Source organism: Streptomyces sp. NPDC048337 (genome assembly GCF_043201175.1).
In the GTDB taxonomy this organism is placed as follows: Bacteria; Actinomycetota; Actinomycetes; order Streptomycetales; family Streptomycetaceae; genus Streptomyces.
Window position 1 is genome coordinate 38,971 of sequence record NZ_JBICYR010000028.1, and the last position, 14,990, is coordinate 53,960.

Here is a 14,990-nt window from a genome sequence, read left to right on the forward strand (position 1 = left end):
ACGGCACCGGTGCGCGCGCTCGTCGTGACCGCGGTGGCGGCGGAGGCAGACTCCGTCGTTGCCGGTCTCACCCCTCATCCGGACGCCAACGGTCCTGAGCCGCGCACCCTTCCCGGGGGTTACCCGATCACCCGTCGGGACCTCCCGGGCATCGCCTTCGACGTGGTCGTCGGGGGCGTCGGCCCGGCGGCGGCCGCCGCCGGAGCCGCGACCGCCCTGGCCCTGGGCCCGTACGACCTCGTCGTCTCGGCGGGCATCGGCGGCGGGTTCCAGCCCGCCGCCCCCGTCGGCTCGCTCGTCGTGGCCGACGCGATCGTCGCCGCCGACCTGGGGGCCGAGACCCCCGACGGCTTCCTCGACGTACGGGCGCTGGGCTTCGGGCACAGCGTGCACCTGCCGCCCGCCGAGCTGGCGGCCCTCGCCGCCGAGGCGACCGGGGCGCTGCTCGCGCCCGTGCTGACCCTCTCCACCGTCACCGGCACCGCCGCCCGCGCCGCCGGGCTCGCGGCCCGGCACCCGCTGGCCGGGGCCGAGGCCATGGAGGGCTTCGGGGTCGCGGAGGCGGCCGCCGCGCACGGGCTGCCCGTACTGGAGATCCGCGCCGTGTCCAACGCCGTGGGCCCGCGCGACCGTGCCGCCTGGCGGATCGGGGACGCGCTCGCCGCCCTCGCCGACGGCTTTCGCGCGCTGGGGCCCGTACTCGCGAACTGGGGAGAACGCCATGAACGCCATCAACGCCATGAGCACCGGTGAATCGCTGAAGATCGCCTACTCGCCCTGCCCCAACGACACCTTCGTCTTCGACGCCTGGGCGCACGGCCGCGTCCCGGGCGCGCCCGCCCTCGACGTCACCTTCGCCGACATCGACATCACCAACGGCATGGCCGAGCGTGGCGAGCTGGACGTACTGAAGGTGTCGTACGCCGTCCTGCCCTGGGTACTGGAGGAGTACGCGCTGCTGCCGTGCGGCGGGGCGCTGGGGCGTGGTTGCGGGCCGCTCGTGCTCACGCGCGAGGCGGGCGTGGACCTGGCCGGCCAGACCGTCGCCGTGCCGAGCGAACGCTCCACCGCCTACCTGCTGTTCCGGCTGTGGGCGGCGGACGTGCTGCCCGACGGGGTCGGCAAGGTGGTCGTGCTGCCCTTCAACGAGATCATGCCGGCGGTGCGCGACGGCCGGGTGGACGCCGGACTGGTCATTCATGAGGCCCGGTTCACCTATCAGGACTACGGGCTGCACTGCCTGGCCGACATGGGCGAGCACTGGGAGTCCACGACCGGGCTGCCGATCCCGCTCGGCGCGATCATCGCCAAGCGCTCGCTGGGCGAGGAGCGGCTGCGCGCGCTCGCCGAGTCCGCCCGTACGTCGGTCCTGATGGCCTGGGAGGACCCGGAGGTCTCCCGCCCGTACGTCCGCGCACACGCGCAGGAGCTGGACCCGGCCGTCGCCGACCAGCACATCGGGCTCTACGTCAACGAGTTCACCGCCGACCTCGGCGAGGACGGCTACGCGGCCGTGCGCGGGCTGTTGACGCGGGCCGCCGCCGAGGGACTGGTACCGGCCATTCCGTCGGGCGCGCTGAGCTTCCCGTAGCCGCGAACGGGTGCGCCCCGCCGCTCTTTCGAGTGGCGGGGCGCACCTGTACGACGGGTTGCGGCGGGGACTCAGACGTCGAGCTGGTCGGCCACCGCGCGCAGCAGTCCGGCGATCTTCGTGCCGTGCACCTTGTCGGGGTACCGGCCGCGCTCCAGCATCGGGGTGATGTTCTCGAGCAGCGTCGTGAGGTCCTGCACGATGGAGGCGAGCTCGTCGGGCTTGCGGCGCTGGGCCGCCGCGACGGACGGCGCCGGGTCCAGGACCGTCACCGAAAGTGCCTGGTCACCGCGCTGGCCGGCGACGACGCCGAACTCGACGCGCTGGCCGGGCTTGAGCGAGTCGACCCCGGCAGGGAGCACCGACGAGTGGACGAAGACGTCGCCGCCGTCGTCGCGGGAGAGAAAGCCGAAGCCCTTCTCACTGTTGAACCACTTGACCTTGCCGGTAGGCACGTCCGTCCTCTGTCCTTGTGCTCGTCGGGGTCCGGAGTCCGCGGAACGGCTCCGGATAACAGCGCAGCGGGTCATGTGTGACCCGCCACCTCAAGGCTAATGGTCCCGGGCCGTGTGACAAGACGTTCCCCGGCCCTACGCCGTCGGCTGCTTCAGGCAAGGGAACTACCCTGGTGAGGTGACTGTTACTCCTCATTCCGACGAAGCGTGGCCCGGTGACGCATTGGTCCGGGCCGGCGGCATCGTCTTCATCGTGGGCGCCGTGGCCACGCTGGTGACGATGGCCCCGCTGTTCCTCGGCACGGACCCGTTCCCGTCGTACGCGTGGGCCGTGTGCATGCTGATGGGCGTCGGCTTCGCGCTCGCCGCGGCGGGCGTGCTCCGCTCGGCCGCGGCGCAGCGGCGCGAGGCACGGGCCTCGCAGAGCGCCTAGGTCGTCTCTTTCGGATCTTGCCGGTTAAGCCCGCGTCGTCCGGTGCCGTGCATCGCAAGGCGGAGAGGCGCCCGATTACTGGACGTACTTGGGTGCCTCGACAACGCAGCGAGGTGCGGTGCCGGGCGGCGCGGGTCTGGGGGCACCTCCCAGCGGTAGCTGGGGGAGCAAGATCCGGAAGAGACGGCCTAGGCTCCGACCGCCGGAACGGCCTCCTGCTCGGCGACGTACCGCGCGAGCCATCCCGGCAGTTCGGTGAGGTCCGCGAGCACCACGTCGGCGCCCGCCTCCCGCAGTTCCGGCTCGGGGCACGGACCCGTCGGCACCACCACCGACAGCGCGCCCGCCTTGCGGGCCCCGCGGACGTCGCCGACGTGGTCGCCGACGTAGACCTGGGCCCCGTACTCGCGCAGGGCGCCGGCCTTGGCCTCCGCCCACAGCCAGCCGATGACCGCGTCCGGCTCGATGCCCAGGTGCGCCAGGTGCAGGCGCGCGTTGGGCTCGTGCTTGGCGGTGACGACGATCGCGCGGCCGCCGAGCGCGCGGACGGCCTCGACCGCCTCGCGCGCGCCCGGCATCGCCGGGGTCGGCTCGATGGCGTATGTGGGATAGATCTCCCGGTAGCGGTCCGCCATGGCGGGAATCTCGGCCTCCGGGAACCAGTACGCGAGCTCCTCGTCCAGCGGCGGCCCGAGCCGCGTGATCGCCGCGTCGGCGTCGATGAACACACCCGTTTCGGCCGACAGGGCCTGGTAGGCGGCCTTGATGCCCGGGCGGGAATCGATGAGGGTCATGTCGAGGTCGAAGCCGACGGTGAGGTTCATACCGGCCATTGTGCCGAGGCGAGCAGACCGGAGGACCGGCCTCCGGGCCAACAGCGGGGGAACGTACACTCAGGGTCGCCTTACCAGATCATGAAATGCATGAAATAGGTGACATGTCTGCCCCCGTTCCCCGACGCGCCCTGACGACCCGTCGTATCGGGTGGACGGCAGCGGCCCTCGCCGCGCTGATATGCGCGGTGGTCCTCTCCCTCGCCGTGGGCGCCCGCCCCGTCCCGCCCGCGACCGTCTGGGACGCCCTGGTGCACGGGGCGAGCGGCCCCGACGCCGAGGTGGTCCGCACCCTGCGCGTCCCGCGCACCCTGATCGCCCTGATAGTCGGCGCGGCCCTGGCCCTCGCCGGGACCGCGCTCCAGGGCATCACCCGCAACCCGATCGCCGACCCCGGCATCCTGGGCGTCAGCCAGGGCGCCGGGGTCGCCGTCGTCTGCGCCATCGCCTTCGCCGGGGTGCACACGCTGAGCGGCTACGTGTGGTTCACCTTCGCGGGGGCGGCCATCGCCTCGGTCGCCGTCTACGCCATCGCCTCGCGCGGGCGTGGCGGCGCGACCCCGGTGAAGCTGGCGCTCGGCGGGGCCGCGATCAACGCGCTGCTGGTGTCGGTGACCACGGGGGTGCTGACGACGAAGGCCTCGGCCCTCGACGAGTTCCGCTTCTGGCAGGTCGGCTCGGTGGCCGGGCGGGACGCCCAGGTGGTGCACCAGATCTGGCCGTTCCTGCTGGTGGGAGCCGTACTGGTGGTGTCGGTGGCGCGCGGTCTGGACGCGCTGGCGCTCGGCGAGGACGTGGCCAGGGGGCTCGGGCAGAACGTGGCGGCCGTACGGATCGTCGGCGGGCTCGGCGCGACCGTGCTGACCGGCGCCGGGGTCGCGGCCGCCGGGCCGATCGCCTTCATCGGGCTGGCCGTGCCGCACATCGCGCGCGCCCTCGTGGGCGGCGGCCACCGCTGGGCGCTGCCGATGGCCGCGCTGATCGGGCCGGTGATGCTCCTCGTCGCGGATGTGATCGGGCGGATCGTGGTGCCGCCGGGCGAGGTTCCGGCCGGGGTGATGACGGCGCTCATCGGGGTGCCGTTCCTCGTCACCCTCGTACGCCGCAAGGCGGTGGCGGCGTGAGTTCCGTACCGTACGGCCACACCCTGCTCCGGGCCGGGCGCGGCTCCTTCCTGCTGCACCGGCGGGCGGCGCTCGTGGCGCTGGCCCTGTCCGTCCTCCTGACCGCGGTCTGCGTGGTCTACCTCTCGGTCGGCGAGTCGTTCGTGGCACCGGGCGAAGTGGTGAAGGTGGTCCTCGGGCAGCCGTCCCCGGACGAACTGGTCGTCGGCACCCTGCGGCTGCCCCGGATGACGGTCGGGCTGCTCGTCGGCCTCGCCTTCGGGGTCGCGGGCGCGCTGATCCAGACCGTGGCCCGCAACCCGCTGGCCTCCCCCGACATCATCGGCATCAGCCAGGGCGCGAGCGCGGTCACGGTCGCCGCGCTGACCTTCGGCGTGACCTCGTACGCCGTACTGCCGTACCTCTCGGTGCTCGGCGGTCTCGTCGCGGCCGTCCTCGTCTACGTCTTCGCGTGGCGGGGCGGTCTGCACGCGGCGCGGTTCGTGCTGATCGGCATCGGCTTCGCCATCGCCCTGCGGTCGGTGACGACCCTGCTGATGACCAAGGGGGACTACCTCGTCGCCCAGCAGGCCCAGATCTGGATGACGGGCTCGCTGAACGGCCGCGGCCGGGACGTCGGCGAGCCGCTGGCCTGGGTCCTCCTGCTGCTGCTCCCCGGCGTGCTGTGGGCGGCGCGGGCCCAGCGCACCGTCTCCCTCGACGACGACACGGCCACGGCGCTCGGGGTCCGGCTGGGCCGGGTCCGGCTCGGACTCATCGCCCTCGGTGTCGTCCTGGCCTCGGTGGCCACGGGCGCGGCCGGCCCGATCGACTTCGTGGCGCTGCTCGCGCCGCAGATCGCGCGGCGCATGACGCGGACCGCGCAGATCCCGCTGCTGTGCTCGGCCCTGACGGGCGCGCTGATCGTCGTACTCGGTGACCTGCTGGCCCGTCGTCTCCTGTCCCCGACCGAGCTTCCGGTGGGCGTGCTGACGGCCGCCGTCGGGGCCCCGTACCTGATCTGGCTGATCGTCCGCAGCCGCACTGGAGGCAAGGCATGAACCCGACGGCGTCCCGTCTCTCCGCCCGTGAACTGACGCTCGCGTACGAGGACCGGGTGGTGGTGGAGGACCTGGACCTCGCCGTGCCCGACGGGAAGGTGACGGTGATCGTCGGCCCGAACGCGTGCGGGAAATCGACGACGCTACGGGCCCTGGGCCGGCTGCTGCGGCCGCGCTCGGGGGCGGTGCTGCTGGACGGTGCGGCGCTGTCGTCGATGCCGACCCGGAAGATCGCGCAGACCATCGGGCTGCTCCCGCAGTCCCCGGTGGCCCCGGAGGCGATCACGGTCGCGGACCTGGTGGCGCGGGGGCGGCAGCCGCACCAGCACTGGTGGCAGCAGTGGTCGGAGACGGACGAGCGCGCCGTCGCGGAGGCGATGACGCGCACCTCGGTGGCCGAGCTGGCGGACCGGCCGGTGGACGCCCTCTCGGGCGGACAGCGCCAACGCGTCTGGATCGCCATGGCCCTCGCCCAGGACACGGACCTCCTGCTCCTGGACGAGCCGACCACCTTCCTGGACATCGCCCACCAGGTGGAGGTCCTGGACCTGGTCCGGCGGCTCAACCGCGACCGGGGCCGCACGGTGGTGGCAGTGCTCCACGACCTCAACCAGGCCGCCCGCTACGCCGATCACCTCGTGGCGATGAAGGCGGGCCGCGTGGTCGCGGAGGGCCCGCCGTCCGCGGTGGTCACCGCCGAGCTGGTCCGCGAGGTCTTCGGCCTCGACGCGATCGTCATCCCGGACCCGATCACGGCCTCCCCCCTGGTCATCCCGAGCGCGCCGTGGGGTGCACCCGGCGGCGTCTGAGGCCGAACGGACAGCCATCCGCCGAGCCCGCAAACTCGTGCTCAACCTTTTCCGTGCGGCAGCACTCAGGACAGGGTGAAAGACACGATGTGAAAAGGGGAGGGCGGATGCCACCAGGCACCGAACACGACTCCGGCCGGGACTTCGAAGCCTTTGCCCGGGCCAGTCAGCGCAAGCTGTACCGGACCGCGTACCTGTTGTGCGGGAACACCGACCGCGCACGCGATCTGACCCAGACGACGCTCGCGAAGCTGTTCCAGCACTGGCGGAAGGTGTCCGCCGCCGAGAGTCCCGACGCGTACGCCAGGACCGTACTGACCCGTACTTTCCTCGCCGAACAGCGACGTCGACTGCGGGACCTCCTGGCCCACACGCGCGCCGACCCGCCGCCGCTCCCCCAGCACGCCGAGCTGCGCGTCACCCTGCTCGCCGCGCTGGCCGAGCTACCGCCGCGGGCCCGCGCCATGGTCGTCCTGCGCTACTGGGAGGACCTGAGCGTCGGCACGGTCGCGGAGCTGCTGCGGTGCAGCGAGGGAACGGTCAAGAGCCAGTGCTCGCGCGCCCTGGCCAAGCTGCGCACGCAGCTCGGCGAGGCCCACATCTACGCCACCGAGAACTGAGGAGACGTCATGGGTACCACCGAAGACCTCTACGAAGTCCCGGACGACCGGGCCGCACTGCTGGTCCGCGACGCGATGGACCGTACGACCGCGGACCTGCCCCCACTGCCGGACCTGACGGGCGCGGCCCTCGCCCAGGGGCGGCGCCGCAAGGCGCGCGTCCGGGTGGCGATCGGCGGCGGGGTACTGGCCGTCGCCGCGATCGGCGTGGCCGGGGCCGTGTCGCTGTCGGACGTCGGCGGCGGCCGGCAGGTGTCCGGAACGGTCAACGTGGCCGCACCGCCGTCGGGCACCGGGCCGCAGCCGCCGGTCCACCTGGAACCGACCCCGGGCGAATCCTCGATGGCCGACCTGCCGGCCGCCGAGCGGACCCGGCAGGAGAACTTCCAGAACCAGGCGGTCGGCGTGCTCCAGGCTCTGCTGCCCCCGACGGTGGGCACCGTGCAGCGGACCGACCTCAACGTCCGCATGTACCAGGGAACGAAGGACGGCAAGACTTTCGTCATCATCTTCTCGATCCGTCCGTCGGCTTCGGACTCCAACAACAAGCCCTGCGCGGACGTGAAGGGCATGGTCTGCAAGAAGTCCACCCTGCCCGGCGGCATCGAGGCCACGGCCGTGACGATGCCGGTCAACAACGGCAACGTCACCGAGACCGAGCTCTCCTTCCGGTACGGCAAGAGCAACATCAGGCTGGCCGTCGCCCCGCACGACGCCTCGAACACCTCGGCACCCGTCACCAACGACCAGCTCCTGGAACTCGCCAAGGACCCCGCCTTCATCGACCTGGTCAAAACCGCCGACGCCAACCCGCTGGAGCAGCCGCAGCAGACGATCCCGGGCGGCTGAGCGCGGGCGCCCCGCGCGGCCCACCCGCCGGGCGCGAGGCCGAGGCCCGGCAGATTGTCGGCCGGGGTCGGGCCAAGCGGCGTTCCGCTCCGGCAGGTCGGCCTGCGGGTCGGTGGCTTCGCAGTTCGGGGGCCAGCGGGGGCACTCGCTGTTTCGGGGTCAGGCGGTCCGCAGATCCTGCACCATCACCGCGTACAGCGGGGAGTCGTCGGACGGCTTGGCTTCGGCCTGCTTCACGTAGCCCCACTTCTCGTACAAGCCCTGCACTCTGTGATGCGCGGAGTCCACGAGCAGCGTCACGAAGTCGACGTCAACCGACTGGAGCAGTGCGTCATGGATCTGCCGCGCCCGTCCGGTCCCCTGCCATTCGGGCATCACCATCAGCTCGGACAGAGCGAAGATCCGGCCACGCACACCCTTCGGACGGTCCGTTCCCTTCCACCAGCCGCCCGGCTTGAACTTCGAGCCGTACGCGTAGCCGACCGGGCCTCCGTTCTCCCACCCCGATACGCACAGCCAGTCCTCGCGCCCTGACCACAGGTCGACGAAGTACGAGAAGCGTTCACGCGAGTGGAACGGGTCGGGATCGTCCGCGTATACCTCGTCGTGGATGTCAAGGAGCAGGGACCGCACGTCCTGGGCGTCGGCGTGCGTGTACGTCTTCAGATCCATTGGCGGGACTCCTCGATCCAGCTCACGACCTCGGGCGCCTTCGTGCCCGTGGCCTCGATCACCTGGCGCGTGCTGGCCAGCGTGTTCGTCGTACGCCGCGACCCGGAAGCCGACAGCAGCATCCCGTGAGCCTGCCGCCCGGTCGCGCACGCCAGTTCCACCTCTCCCTGCCTCGCCTGGGCCAGAGACAGATGCGCGGTGTAGAGCGCCTTGTTGCGGACCATGCCGTCGGGGATGGCGGCGAGGGTGCGGTGAAGACACGATTCGGCTCTCTCGTGTTCCCCGAGCGCCGTCCAGACGTACGAGGACAGGGCGTCGAACTCGGCGCGGCAGTAGAACGTGATCCACGCCGACGGCTGCTCGCCCCGGGTACGTCCGAATGCCTTCTCCGCGAGGTTCAGGGCCCGCAGGGACTCCGCAGGCTGACGAAGCCTGGCCAGGGCATTGGCGTGCCGCATGTGCCCCAGCGACGCGTACAACGGGTCACACCGGGCCACCGACGAACGCTTCAACACCTCCGCGCCGGCCGCCGCCTCGCCATGGTTCTCCCGCTGGCTGGAGGTGAGCATCAGGTGGTCCCAGACCCGATACGTGGCCTCACTGTCACGTGCGAGTCCCGCGAGGGCGAGGGCCTTGTCCAGATGGGCGCGTGCACGCAGCGGTGTGCTCGCGTCGATGGCGGCGAAGGCCGCCAGGCACGTGACGTCGGACGCGAGCCGGTACGCCTGCCGCTGGAAGCGGTCCGAGGCGCCCCCACCGGCGAGCGAGGACTGGATACGCGCCGCGAGCTCGACGGCCCGGTTCTCGATGCGCCGCGCCCCGCCGATGCGCGAGTCGTCGCGCAGTAGCTCGGTGTACTCCAGGTGGAACCGGTCGGCGTCGGACTGCCCCAGCCGCGTTCGGCCTACAGGGCTGGCGGCAATGGCGGTTCCTGCTGCTGCGACAAGGAAGGTACGGCGGAGCACAGGGTCCTCCGAGTGTGCTGCGGTACGTGGTGGGCCGAACCCTAAGTCGGCGACGGGGCAGGCGAACACCTCTTCCAGTGCGGCACATGTACGGCCGATCGGGCGCCGGGTCGCGCCGCTGAGCAGGTTCCGCACCGACCGTGCGGAGACATCGCCCGGCCTGCCGGTGATCTTGTGGAGCGCGTTGTTCATCTGACGTGCCAATTCGTCCTGCGTCAGGCCGAGTTCACCCATCCGGGCCTTAAGGATGACGTTCACTCCCATGCGACAGAACGTAGCCGCACCCCCACTGTCCGCACCAGGCACCGGGTAATGCGCGGGCAAAGTTTTCCGGTCGGACGGGAGCAAGTCGACGGCAGCCTTTCCTGTTCCGGCTCGGGTTCCGGCCGGTTCACTGGGCATCACGCCGCCCCCCGCAGGGTGGCCGCCCAGCAGCAGGGCACCGCTCCGTCCCCCATGTCGCACGGTGCGCTGCTGCATCCCCTCGAAGAGGAGCACCCGCGATGCCCGCACCGCTTCCCCGCAGACAGCCCGGCAAGCCGATCGGCCACGACTTCACCCCCTGGGACGGGTTCGGCGAGCCCTCTCCGGAACTCCGGGATCGTGCCGAGCACGGCCTCGAACGGTTCTTCGCCCGGATGCGGCTCCAGGACCAGGAGGACGACGCCTGATGTACCCCGTCGACCACACCGGCCACGAGCAGCACCCCCTGCTCCACCGCCAGGTCCGGGACATCGCCTCGAAGTGCATCGGCACCCTGGACGCCGTCACCCACGAAGTGCACAGCCACGGCACCGTCCGCGTCGCCCACATCCGGCCTCCCTCCGGCATCACCTGGACCACCGCGGCCAGCAACATCGAACCGGCGTAACTCGCACCACTCGAAGCCGATCGAGAGGAGCACCACCATGACCACCCTCTTACCGTTCGCCGAGCCCCCGGTGGACTGGACGGCGTTCCGGAACTTCGCGCACCTCGGCGGACAGTTCCGGGTCTCCCTCACCCCTCGGTGCAACGTGGCCTGCTGGTTCTGCCACAACGAGGCCGACGTACCGCCACCGGTCACTCGCCGGGACCGCATCCGGCAACCGCGTACCCGCCACTACGGAGCCGCCGACTTCCTTACCGTCATCAACGCGGTGATGGACGCCGGCCTCAAGCGCGTCTTCTTCACTGGGGGCGAGCCGCTGACCTCCCCGCTCGCCCGGGATGTGCTGACGGGGCTGCGCCCGAGCGGCCCAGACGGGTCGTACACGCTGATCACCAACGGCACCCGCGTTCGCACCCACCAGTCGTGGCTCGCCAAGACCCCGCTCGACACGGTGAAGGTGTCGCTGCACTACTTCTCCGACGAGTCGTTCAAGGCCATCGCGGGCACGCGGATCGGCATTGGCTGCGTCCTGGACGGGATCGAAGCCGCCCGCGAGATCTTCGAGAACGTGGAGCTGAACTGTCTGCTCCAAAAGGAGAACGCCCACGAGGTCCGCGACATCCTAACTTTCGCACTCGACCGGCGCATGCCCATGCAGTTCATCGAGTTGGTGGGCACCGACTTCAACGACAACCGCGCCGCCTCCGCCGTTCCCGCGGACGACATCATCCGTCACCTGCGCACGCTCACCAGCGACGAGCGGACCGAGATCACCGGAGTCGGCCAGGGGCGCCGCGTCTTCCGGGTCGACGGCGTGGAGATCGACGTCATCCACCGCGGCCTCGGCCGCCATCACGTCGGCCAGTGTGGCACCTGCCCCGTCCGCCCCAAGTGCGTCGAAGGCTTCTGGTCCCTCCGCGCCGACCACGCCGGCGGTCTCCAACCCTGCCTCCTGCGCGACGACCTGCGCCTGAACCTGCGGGATCTCCTGGACAAACCCGAGGCCATCGCCGAAGCCATCGCCGGACACGTCACCGCCTTCACCGAGGGGACCCTGTGACCCAGACCCGCACGCATCTGCTGCCCCTGCCGTTCGAACCCCTCGCCCACGGCGAGGACAGCGGTCACCCCTTCATCAACCTGGAAGGCGTGTCCGGGATCGGGAAGTCGACCCTCGCCGCGATCCTCGCCGAACGCCTGGGCGGCACCGTCCTGCACACCCTCGCGCCCCCGCACTCCGGATGGTCCGCCGAAGCCCACCGCATGCAGCCCCTCCCAGTCCTCGTGTTCTACCTGTCCGGGCTGCTGCACGTCTCCGACCGCATCCGCCGCGCCCTCGCCACCGGCCCCGTCATCGCCGACCGGTACGCGGCCTCCGTCACCGCCTGTCACGCCGCCATCCACGGGGTAGCCCCCGACGATGTGGACGCCCTCCTGGCCCCGTTCCAGCCCTACCTCCTGGCCCCCGGCCACACGTTCTATCTGACCTGCTCGGACGCGACCCTCCGAGAGCGCATGGCGGTCAAGGACGACACCAAGCAGGACGACACCGACCTCTTCGGCGTCCCCGGCCGCCTCAAGGCCCTCCGCGAGTGCTTCGAACTGGTCGCCGCCACCGACCCCACCGCGACCGCGCTGGACACCGACGGCATGACCCCGGACGACCTCGCCGACATCATCACAGCCCACCTGGAGCGCCAGCGTGCTTAACCCCATCGACACCGCGGCCGTCATCCAGGCCGGGGGCGCCACGGGCCGGTTCCCCGACGAGATCCACCCCGCGGTGGCGTGGTGGATGGCAACCTGCTTTGTCGTCACCGCCCGCGCGCACCGCATCGTCGTCGCCTACGACGGGCAGCCGGCCACCGCCCCGTTCTTCGACCGCATGTGCCTGGGTGCTATCAACGCCCAGCACTACGCCTGTCACGTCCTCGACCTGGGCAACGCGGACGTGAAGACGCTGCTGGCCGCGATGAAAGAGGCCGACGGCGTGCCCGGGATGCGCGTCACGACAACCGGCGACACCGCCACCCTCACGCTGTACGACCGTTACGGCGCCCCGCTCACCGAAGACACCGGCCTCTCCCTGATCCGCATCATGATCGCCGAGGACCGCGTCCCCATCCCGGTCAACAGCGGCTGCAAGGGTCGTATCCAGCCCTACGCGGAGGTCATCCAGTGATCGACGCCGCCGAGATCATCCGGTCCGGGACGAGCATCCTCTTCGTCACCCTGGACTCCCTGCGCTACGACGTGGCCCGCGCCGCCCTCCACGCCGGACAGACCCCCCGCCTCGCCAAGATCCTCCCCGGCGGCCAGTGGGAAGAGCGACGGACGCCGGGCACCTTCACCCTCCCCGCCCACATGGCGTTCTTCTCCGGCTTCCTGCCCAAGCTCCCGCAGCCCCACCAGCCGCCCCGTCTCTGGGAGTGCCGGCCGCCCGCGTTCAAGAAAGTCGACCCCGGCACATTCGTATTCGACGCCCCGAATCTCCTCGAAGGACTCATCCAGCACGGTTACCGCACCATCTGCATCGGCGGTGTCACCTACTTCTCCCGCGAGACGCCACTTGGCTCCGTCCTCCCCGCCATGTTCCAGGAAGACCACTGGCGCCCAGAGTTCTGCTCACCCGAACAGGACTCCACCCGCCACCAGGTCGACCACACCCTCACCATCGCCGAGCAGCACGACAGCCAGCCGCTGTTCCTCTTCGTCAACGTCTCCGCCACCCACGTCCCCCATGGCCACTACCTCAACCAGAGCACCAACACGTGGGCATCCCAGGCCGCAGCCCTCGCCTACGCCGATGAACACCTCGGCCGCCTGGTCGCCGGGCTCACCGCGAAAAGGCAGTGGCTCGTCATCATCTGCGCCGACCACGGCGACGCCTTCGGAGAGGATGGATACCACGGCCGGGGGATCATCCACCCCACGGTGACGAATGTGCCGTTCGCCTCCACGCTGCTCTGACCCTCACTACGCTCGAACCATGGACGCACAACACGAGATGCGCGACGCCGCCGTGATCGCGGCCCGGGACGAGAACGGCCTGGTGGCCCTCCTCACCTCACGGTTCCCGAAGCACGGCGGCGAATACCTCTTCCTCCCCGGCGGCCGAATGGAGCCCGGTGAGACCCCCGAGCAGTGCGCCCAGCGAGAACTCCGCGAAGAGGCCGGGATCACCGCCCAGTCCTGGCGTCCCCTCGGCTCGTACGCCATCACCCTCGGCTCCACCGCCCGCGTCCACCTGTTCCTCGCCGAAGGACTCACACTCGGCCCCCAGGAACCAGCCGAGGGAGAAGACGACTTCAAGCTCATGTGGTGGCCCATACAGGACGCCATCACCGCCGCCGCCGAAGGCCGGTTCCTCCTTCAAGGAGGTCCCCTCGCACTGCTCCTCGCCGAGCGGCTCTGACCCCGCACACTACGAAGCTCCCAGCTCCGCGTGCACTCGGGGTGAACCGCAATACGGCGTTCGGAGGGGGTGGAGGCCCCGCAAGCGCGTGAATGCGTACAGGCCCCGCTGCACCGGGCGCCCCCGCCCCCGCGTCACCACCGAGGGGGGCGGGCGGGCAGCCATCGCCCGGGAGTGGGGAGCTCGGGGGGTTAAGCCCCCGCAAGCGCGTGAATCCGTACAACCCCAACCCGCGCCCCGGCCCGTACAAGCCCCACCCGCGCAAGGCGCCCGATCACCGCCGCCGCGCCCGCCACACCAGGTACAGGACCGAGGCCAGCGCCGCGCCGCGCAGGAGCCATGGCCACATGCCGTGCAGGACCCCGCTCAGCTGGTCCTCCGCGAGGGACTCGCCCCACTTGCCGTTCATGCGGCCCCACAGCCACACCGCCGCCCCCGCGAGGACCGCGCCGGGCGGGCCGAAGACGGCCCACTTGCGCTCGGCGGGGCGCAGCACGCGCGACGCGTACGGAAGGAGCCAGCCGACGACGAGCAGCAGCCAGTAGCCGGTGACCGCGCCCACCACCAGGACGGCCGCGGCCAGCAGCAGGAAGGCGTTGGGCCGGGGGCGCGCCGCGGCCGGGGCCTCGGCCGCGGGTTCGGGGGCCGCCGCCTCCGCCTTCGCTCGCCGCCGCTCCCGCAGGAACCGTACGAGGGTCCGCGCGCGGGATTCCGGCGGGCCGGGCGGCGGCCCCGCCGGCTCGGCGGTCTCCTCCTCCGGGCCCTCCTTGAACAGGTCCGGGATCTCGATGCCACCCGCGAAGCCCTCGACCTGCGGCCCCGCCCCGTACGTGCCCGGGGTGACGCGCCACCAGTCGGGCTCCTCCCCGCCGGAGCCGGAGGGGCCGAGTTCGTCGAGCCCGGCCAGGTGCGGCGGCACGTTCCGCGGCTCCGCCGCCGGGCGCGGCGCGGGCACCTGCTTGCGGCGGAGCGGGCCGGGCCCCCGCTGGGTGGGCACCGCGGGGGCGGGGTCCGGTTCGGGTGCCCCGTGGGAGGAGGCCCCCGACAGGGTGTCCAGGACCTCCTCCGGCGTGCCGATCCGCTCCAGGATGCGGCGTACGGCGGCCGGGGTCTCGGGGTCGTACTTGGCGCGCCGACGGTCGATCTCGTCCCGCAGCCCCGCCACCAGCCGCATGCGGTCGCCGGAGGACAGCTGCCGCCGCTGCGCCAAGTCCCCGACACGGCTCAGATATTCGTAGACCAGATGGTCGCTCTCGATCCCCATGCCCCGGCTCCTCCCGTACCGCCTCTCGGAAAGGTAGCGCGTGCGCCCG

Annotated in this window: 20 protein-coding genes; 15 read left to right on the forward strand and 5 right to left on the reverse strand. The window is 71.5% G+C overall.

The genetic code is table 11. From position 1 onward, the window contains the following. Positions 1 to 9 precede the first annotated feature (9 nt). Together ACGFYU_RS32575 and ACGFYU_RS32580 are read left to right on the forward strand one after the other, a co-directional pair. Complete coding sequence (locus ACGFYU_RS32575) at positions 10 to 753, forward strand: futalosine hydrolase (protein ID WP_393830905.1); 744 nt, start codon at positions 10 to 12, stop codon at positions 751 to 753. Then, on the forward strand, positions 722 to 1,591 hold the full coding sequence (locus ACGFYU_RS32580) for a 1,4-dihydroxy-6-naphthoate synthase (RefSeq protein WP_393830906.1): 870 nt from the start codon (positions 722 to 724) through the stop codon (positions 1,589 to 1,591). The genes ACGFYU_RS32575 and ACGFYU_RS32580 overlap by 32 nt, the downstream gene beginning before the upstream one ends. A 71-nt stretch (positions 1,592 to 1,662) precedes the next feature. On the opposite strand, the gene ACGFYU_RS32585 is transcribed toward ACGFYU_RS32580, so the two are convergent. Further along, a complete protein-coding gene (locus tag ACGFYU_RS32585; RefSeq protein WP_322975534.1) occupies positions 1,663 to 2,046 on the reverse strand; it encodes a cold-shock protein in 384 nt (127 codons plus the stop codon). Positions 2,047 to 2,224: 178 nt separating this feature from the next. Between ACGFYU_RS32585 and ACGFYU_RS32590 the strand changes: the two genes are divergently transcribed. Beyond that, positions 2,225 to 2,479, forward strand: a complete 255-nt coding sequence (locus ACGFYU_RS32590) for a hypothetical protein (RefSeq protein WP_393830907.1) — start codon at positions 2,225 to 2,227, stop codon at positions 2,477 to 2,479. 188 nt (positions 2,480 to 2,667) lie between these two features. On the opposite strand, the gene ACGFYU_RS32595 is transcribed toward ACGFYU_RS32590, so the two are convergent. Beyond that, complete coding sequence (locus tag ACGFYU_RS32595; protein WP_393830908.1) at positions 2,668 to 3,303, reverse strand: HAD family hydrolase; 636 nt, start codon at positions 3,301 to 3,303, stop codon at positions 2,668 to 2,670. Between the two features lie 113 nt (positions 3,304 to 3,416). On the opposite strand from ACGFYU_RS32595, the gene ACGFYU_RS32600 reads away from it, so the two are divergent. The 5 genes from ACGFYU_RS32600 to ACGFYU_RS32620 all read left to right on the forward strand — a co-directional run bounded on the left by ACGFYU_RS32600 (position 3,417) and on the right by ACGFYU_RS32620 (position 7,754). After that, on the forward strand, positions 3,417 to 4,436 hold the full coding sequence (locus ACGFYU_RS32600) for a FecCD family ABC transporter permease (protein ID WP_393830909.1): 1,020 nt from the start codon (positions 3,417 to 3,419) through the stop codon (positions 4,434 to 4,436). Then, positions 4,433 to 5,476 (forward strand): FecCD family ABC transporter permease, encoded by a 1,044-nt coding sequence (locus ACGFYU_RS32605; RefSeq protein ID WP_393830910.1) that lies wholly within the window; start codon positions 4,433 to 4,435, stop codon positions 5,474 to 5,476. Before ACGFYU_RS32600 ends, ACGFYU_RS32605 begins: the two co-directional genes overlap by 4 nt. Then, positions 5,473 to 6,285 (forward strand): ABC transporter ATP-binding protein, encoded by an 813-nt coding sequence (locus ACGFYU_RS32610; protein WP_393830911.1) that lies wholly within the window; start codon positions 5,473 to 5,475, stop codon positions 6,283 to 6,285. The genes ACGFYU_RS32605 and ACGFYU_RS32610 overlap by 4 nt, the downstream gene beginning before the upstream one ends. A 107-nt stretch (positions 6,286 to 6,392) precedes the next feature. Beyond that, positions 6,393 to 6,905 carry a SigE family RNA polymerase sigma factor gene (locus tag ACGFYU_RS32615; RefSeq protein WP_393830912.1) on the forward strand — a complete coding sequence of 171 codons (513 nt, stop codon included), beginning with the start codon at positions 6,393 to 6,395 and terminating at the stop codon, positions 6,903 to 6,905. A gap of 9 nt (positions 6,906 to 6,914) precedes the next feature. Then, positions 6,915 to 7,754, forward strand: a complete 840-nt coding sequence (locus tag ACGFYU_RS32620) for a hypothetical protein (RefSeq protein ID WP_393830913.1) — start codon at positions 6,915 to 6,917, stop codon at positions 7,752 to 7,754. Between the two features lie 159 nt (positions 7,755 to 7,913). Here the strand turns inward: ACGFYU_RS32620 and ACGFYU_RS32625 are convergent, their stop codons facing one another. Continuing rightward, positions 7,914 to 8,426, reverse strand: a complete 513-nt coding sequence (locus tag ACGFYU_RS32625; protein WP_393830914.1) for a GNAT family N-acetyltransferase — start codon at positions 8,424 to 8,426, stop codon at positions 7,914 to 7,916. Beyond that, positions 8,417 to 9,625: an XRE family transcriptional regulator gene (locus tag ACGFYU_RS32630; protein ID WP_393830915.1), complete on the reverse strand. Its 1,209-nt coding sequence runs from the start codon at positions 9,623 to 9,625 to the stop codon at positions 8,417 to 8,419. Before ACGFYU_RS32630 ends, ACGFYU_RS32625 begins: the two co-directional genes overlap by 10 nt. Before the next feature lie 269 nt (positions 9,626 to 9,894). On the opposite strand from ACGFYU_RS32630, the gene ACGFYU_RS32635 reads away from it, so the two are divergent. Genes ACGFYU_RS32635 through ACGFYU_RS32665 form a run of 7 tightly spaced genes read left to right on the forward strand, consistent with a single transcriptional unit; the run spans position 9,895 to position 13,677 of the window. Then, positions 9,895 to 10,062: a hypothetical protein gene (locus ACGFYU_RS32635; protein WP_393830916.1), complete on the forward strand. Its 168-nt coding sequence runs from the start codon at positions 9,895 to 9,897 to the stop codon at positions 10,060 to 10,062. Then, complete coding sequence (locus ACGFYU_RS32640) at positions 10,062 to 10,262, forward strand: hypothetical protein (protein WP_393830917.1); 201 nt, start codon at positions 10,062 to 10,064, stop codon at positions 10,260 to 10,262. The genes ACGFYU_RS32635 and ACGFYU_RS32640 overlap by 1 nt, the downstream gene beginning before the upstream one ends. A 37-nt stretch (positions 10,263 to 10,299) precedes the next feature. Beyond that, positions 10,300 to 11,322: a radical SAM protein gene (locus ACGFYU_RS32645; protein WP_393830918.1), complete on the forward strand. Its 1,023-nt coding sequence runs from the start codon at positions 10,300 to 10,302 to the stop codon at positions 11,320 to 11,322. Beyond that, entirely contained in the window at positions 11,319 to 11,972 is a 654-nt protein-coding gene (locus ACGFYU_RS32650; protein ID WP_393830919.1) for a dTMP kinase, read from the forward strand. Before ACGFYU_RS32645 ends, ACGFYU_RS32650 begins: the two co-directional genes overlap by 4 nt. After that, positions 11,965 to 12,444, forward strand: a complete 480-nt coding sequence (locus ACGFYU_RS32655; protein WP_393830920.1) for a hypothetical protein — start codon at positions 11,965 to 11,967, stop codon at positions 12,442 to 12,444. The genes ACGFYU_RS32650 and ACGFYU_RS32655 overlap by 8 nt, the downstream gene beginning before the upstream one ends. Continuing rightward, the gene (locus ACGFYU_RS32660; RefSeq protein ID WP_393830921.1) at positions 12,441 to 13,232 is read left to right on the forward strand and encodes an STM4013/SEN3800 family hydrolase; all 792 of its coding nucleotides are present in this window, start codon (positions 12,441 to 12,443) and stop codon (positions 13,230 to 13,232) included. Before ACGFYU_RS32655 ends, ACGFYU_RS32660 begins: the two co-directional genes overlap by 4 nt. 19 nt (positions 13,233 to 13,251) lie before the next feature. Continuing rightward, complete coding sequence (locus ACGFYU_RS32665; protein ID WP_393830922.1) at positions 13,252 to 13,677, forward strand: NUDIX hydrolase; 426 nt, start codon at positions 13,252 to 13,254, stop codon at positions 13,675 to 13,677. Between the two features lie 274 nt (positions 13,678 to 13,951). Here ACGFYU_RS32665 and ACGFYU_RS32670 read toward each other — a convergent pair whose 3' ends face one another. Next, positions 13,952 to 14,941: a hypothetical protein gene (locus ACGFYU_RS32670; protein WP_393830923.1), complete on the reverse strand. Its 990-nt coding sequence runs from the start codon at positions 14,939 to 14,941 to the stop codon at positions 13,952 to 13,954. Positions 14,942 to 14,990 lie beyond the last annotated feature (49 nt).

What these genes read in the sequence shown, in the direction of transcription:
- ACGFYU_RS32580 (WP_393830906.1), top strand. Translation starts at nt 722, where the DNA reads ATGAACGCCATCAACGCCATGAGCACCGGTGAATCGCTGAAGATCGCC.
- ACGFYU_RS32595 (WP_393830908.1), bottom strand. Translation starts at nt 3,303, where the DNA reads ATGAACCTCACCGTCGGCTTCGACCTCGACATGACCCTCATCGATTCC.
- ACGFYU_RS32600 (WP_393830909.1), top strand. Translation starts at nt 3,417, where the DNA reads ATGTCTGCCCCCGTTCCCCGACGCGCCCTGACGACCCGTCGTATCGGG.
- ACGFYU_RS32610 (WP_393830911.1), top strand. Translation starts at nt 5,473, where the DNA reads ATGAACCCGACGGCGTCCCGTCTCTCCGCCCGTGAACTGACGCTCGCG.
- ACGFYU_RS32615 (WP_393830912.1), top strand. Translation starts at nt 6,393, where the DNA reads ATGCCACCAGGCACCGAACACGACTCCGGCCGGGACTTCGAAGCCTTT.
- ACGFYU_RS32620 (WP_393830913.1), top strand. Translation starts at nt 6,915, where the DNA reads ATGGGTACCACCGAAGACCTCTACGAAGTCCCGGACGACCGGGCCGCA.
- ACGFYU_RS32625 (WP_393830914.1), bottom strand. Translation starts at nt 8,426, where the DNA reads ATGGATCTGAAGACGTACACGCACGCCGACGCCCAGGACGTGCGGTCC.
- ACGFYU_RS32630 (WP_393830915.1), bottom strand. Translation starts at nt 9,625, where the DNA reads ATGGGTGAACTCGGCCTGACGCAGGACGAATTGGCACGTCAGATGAAC.
- ACGFYU_RS32635 (WP_393830916.1), top strand. Translation starts at nt 9,895, where the DNA reads ATGCCCGCACCGCTTCCCCGCAGACAGCCCGGCAAGCCGATCGGCCAC.
- ACGFYU_RS32640 (WP_393830917.1), top strand. Translation starts at nt 10,062, where the DNA reads ATGTACCCCGTCGACCACACCGGCCACGAGCAGCACCCCCTGCTCCAC.
- ACGFYU_RS32645 (WP_393830918.1), top strand. Translation starts at nt 10,300, where the DNA reads ATGACCACCCTCTTACCGTTCGCCGAGCCCCCGGTGGACTGGACGGCG.
- ACGFYU_RS32665 (WP_393830922.1), top strand. Translation starts at nt 13,252, where the DNA reads ATGGACGCACAACACGAGATGCGCGACGCCGCCGTGATCGCGGCCCGG.
- ACGFYU_RS32670 (WP_393830923.1), bottom strand. Translation starts at nt 14,941, where the DNA reads ATGGGGATCGAGAGCGACCATCTGGTCTACGAATATCTGAGCCGTGTC.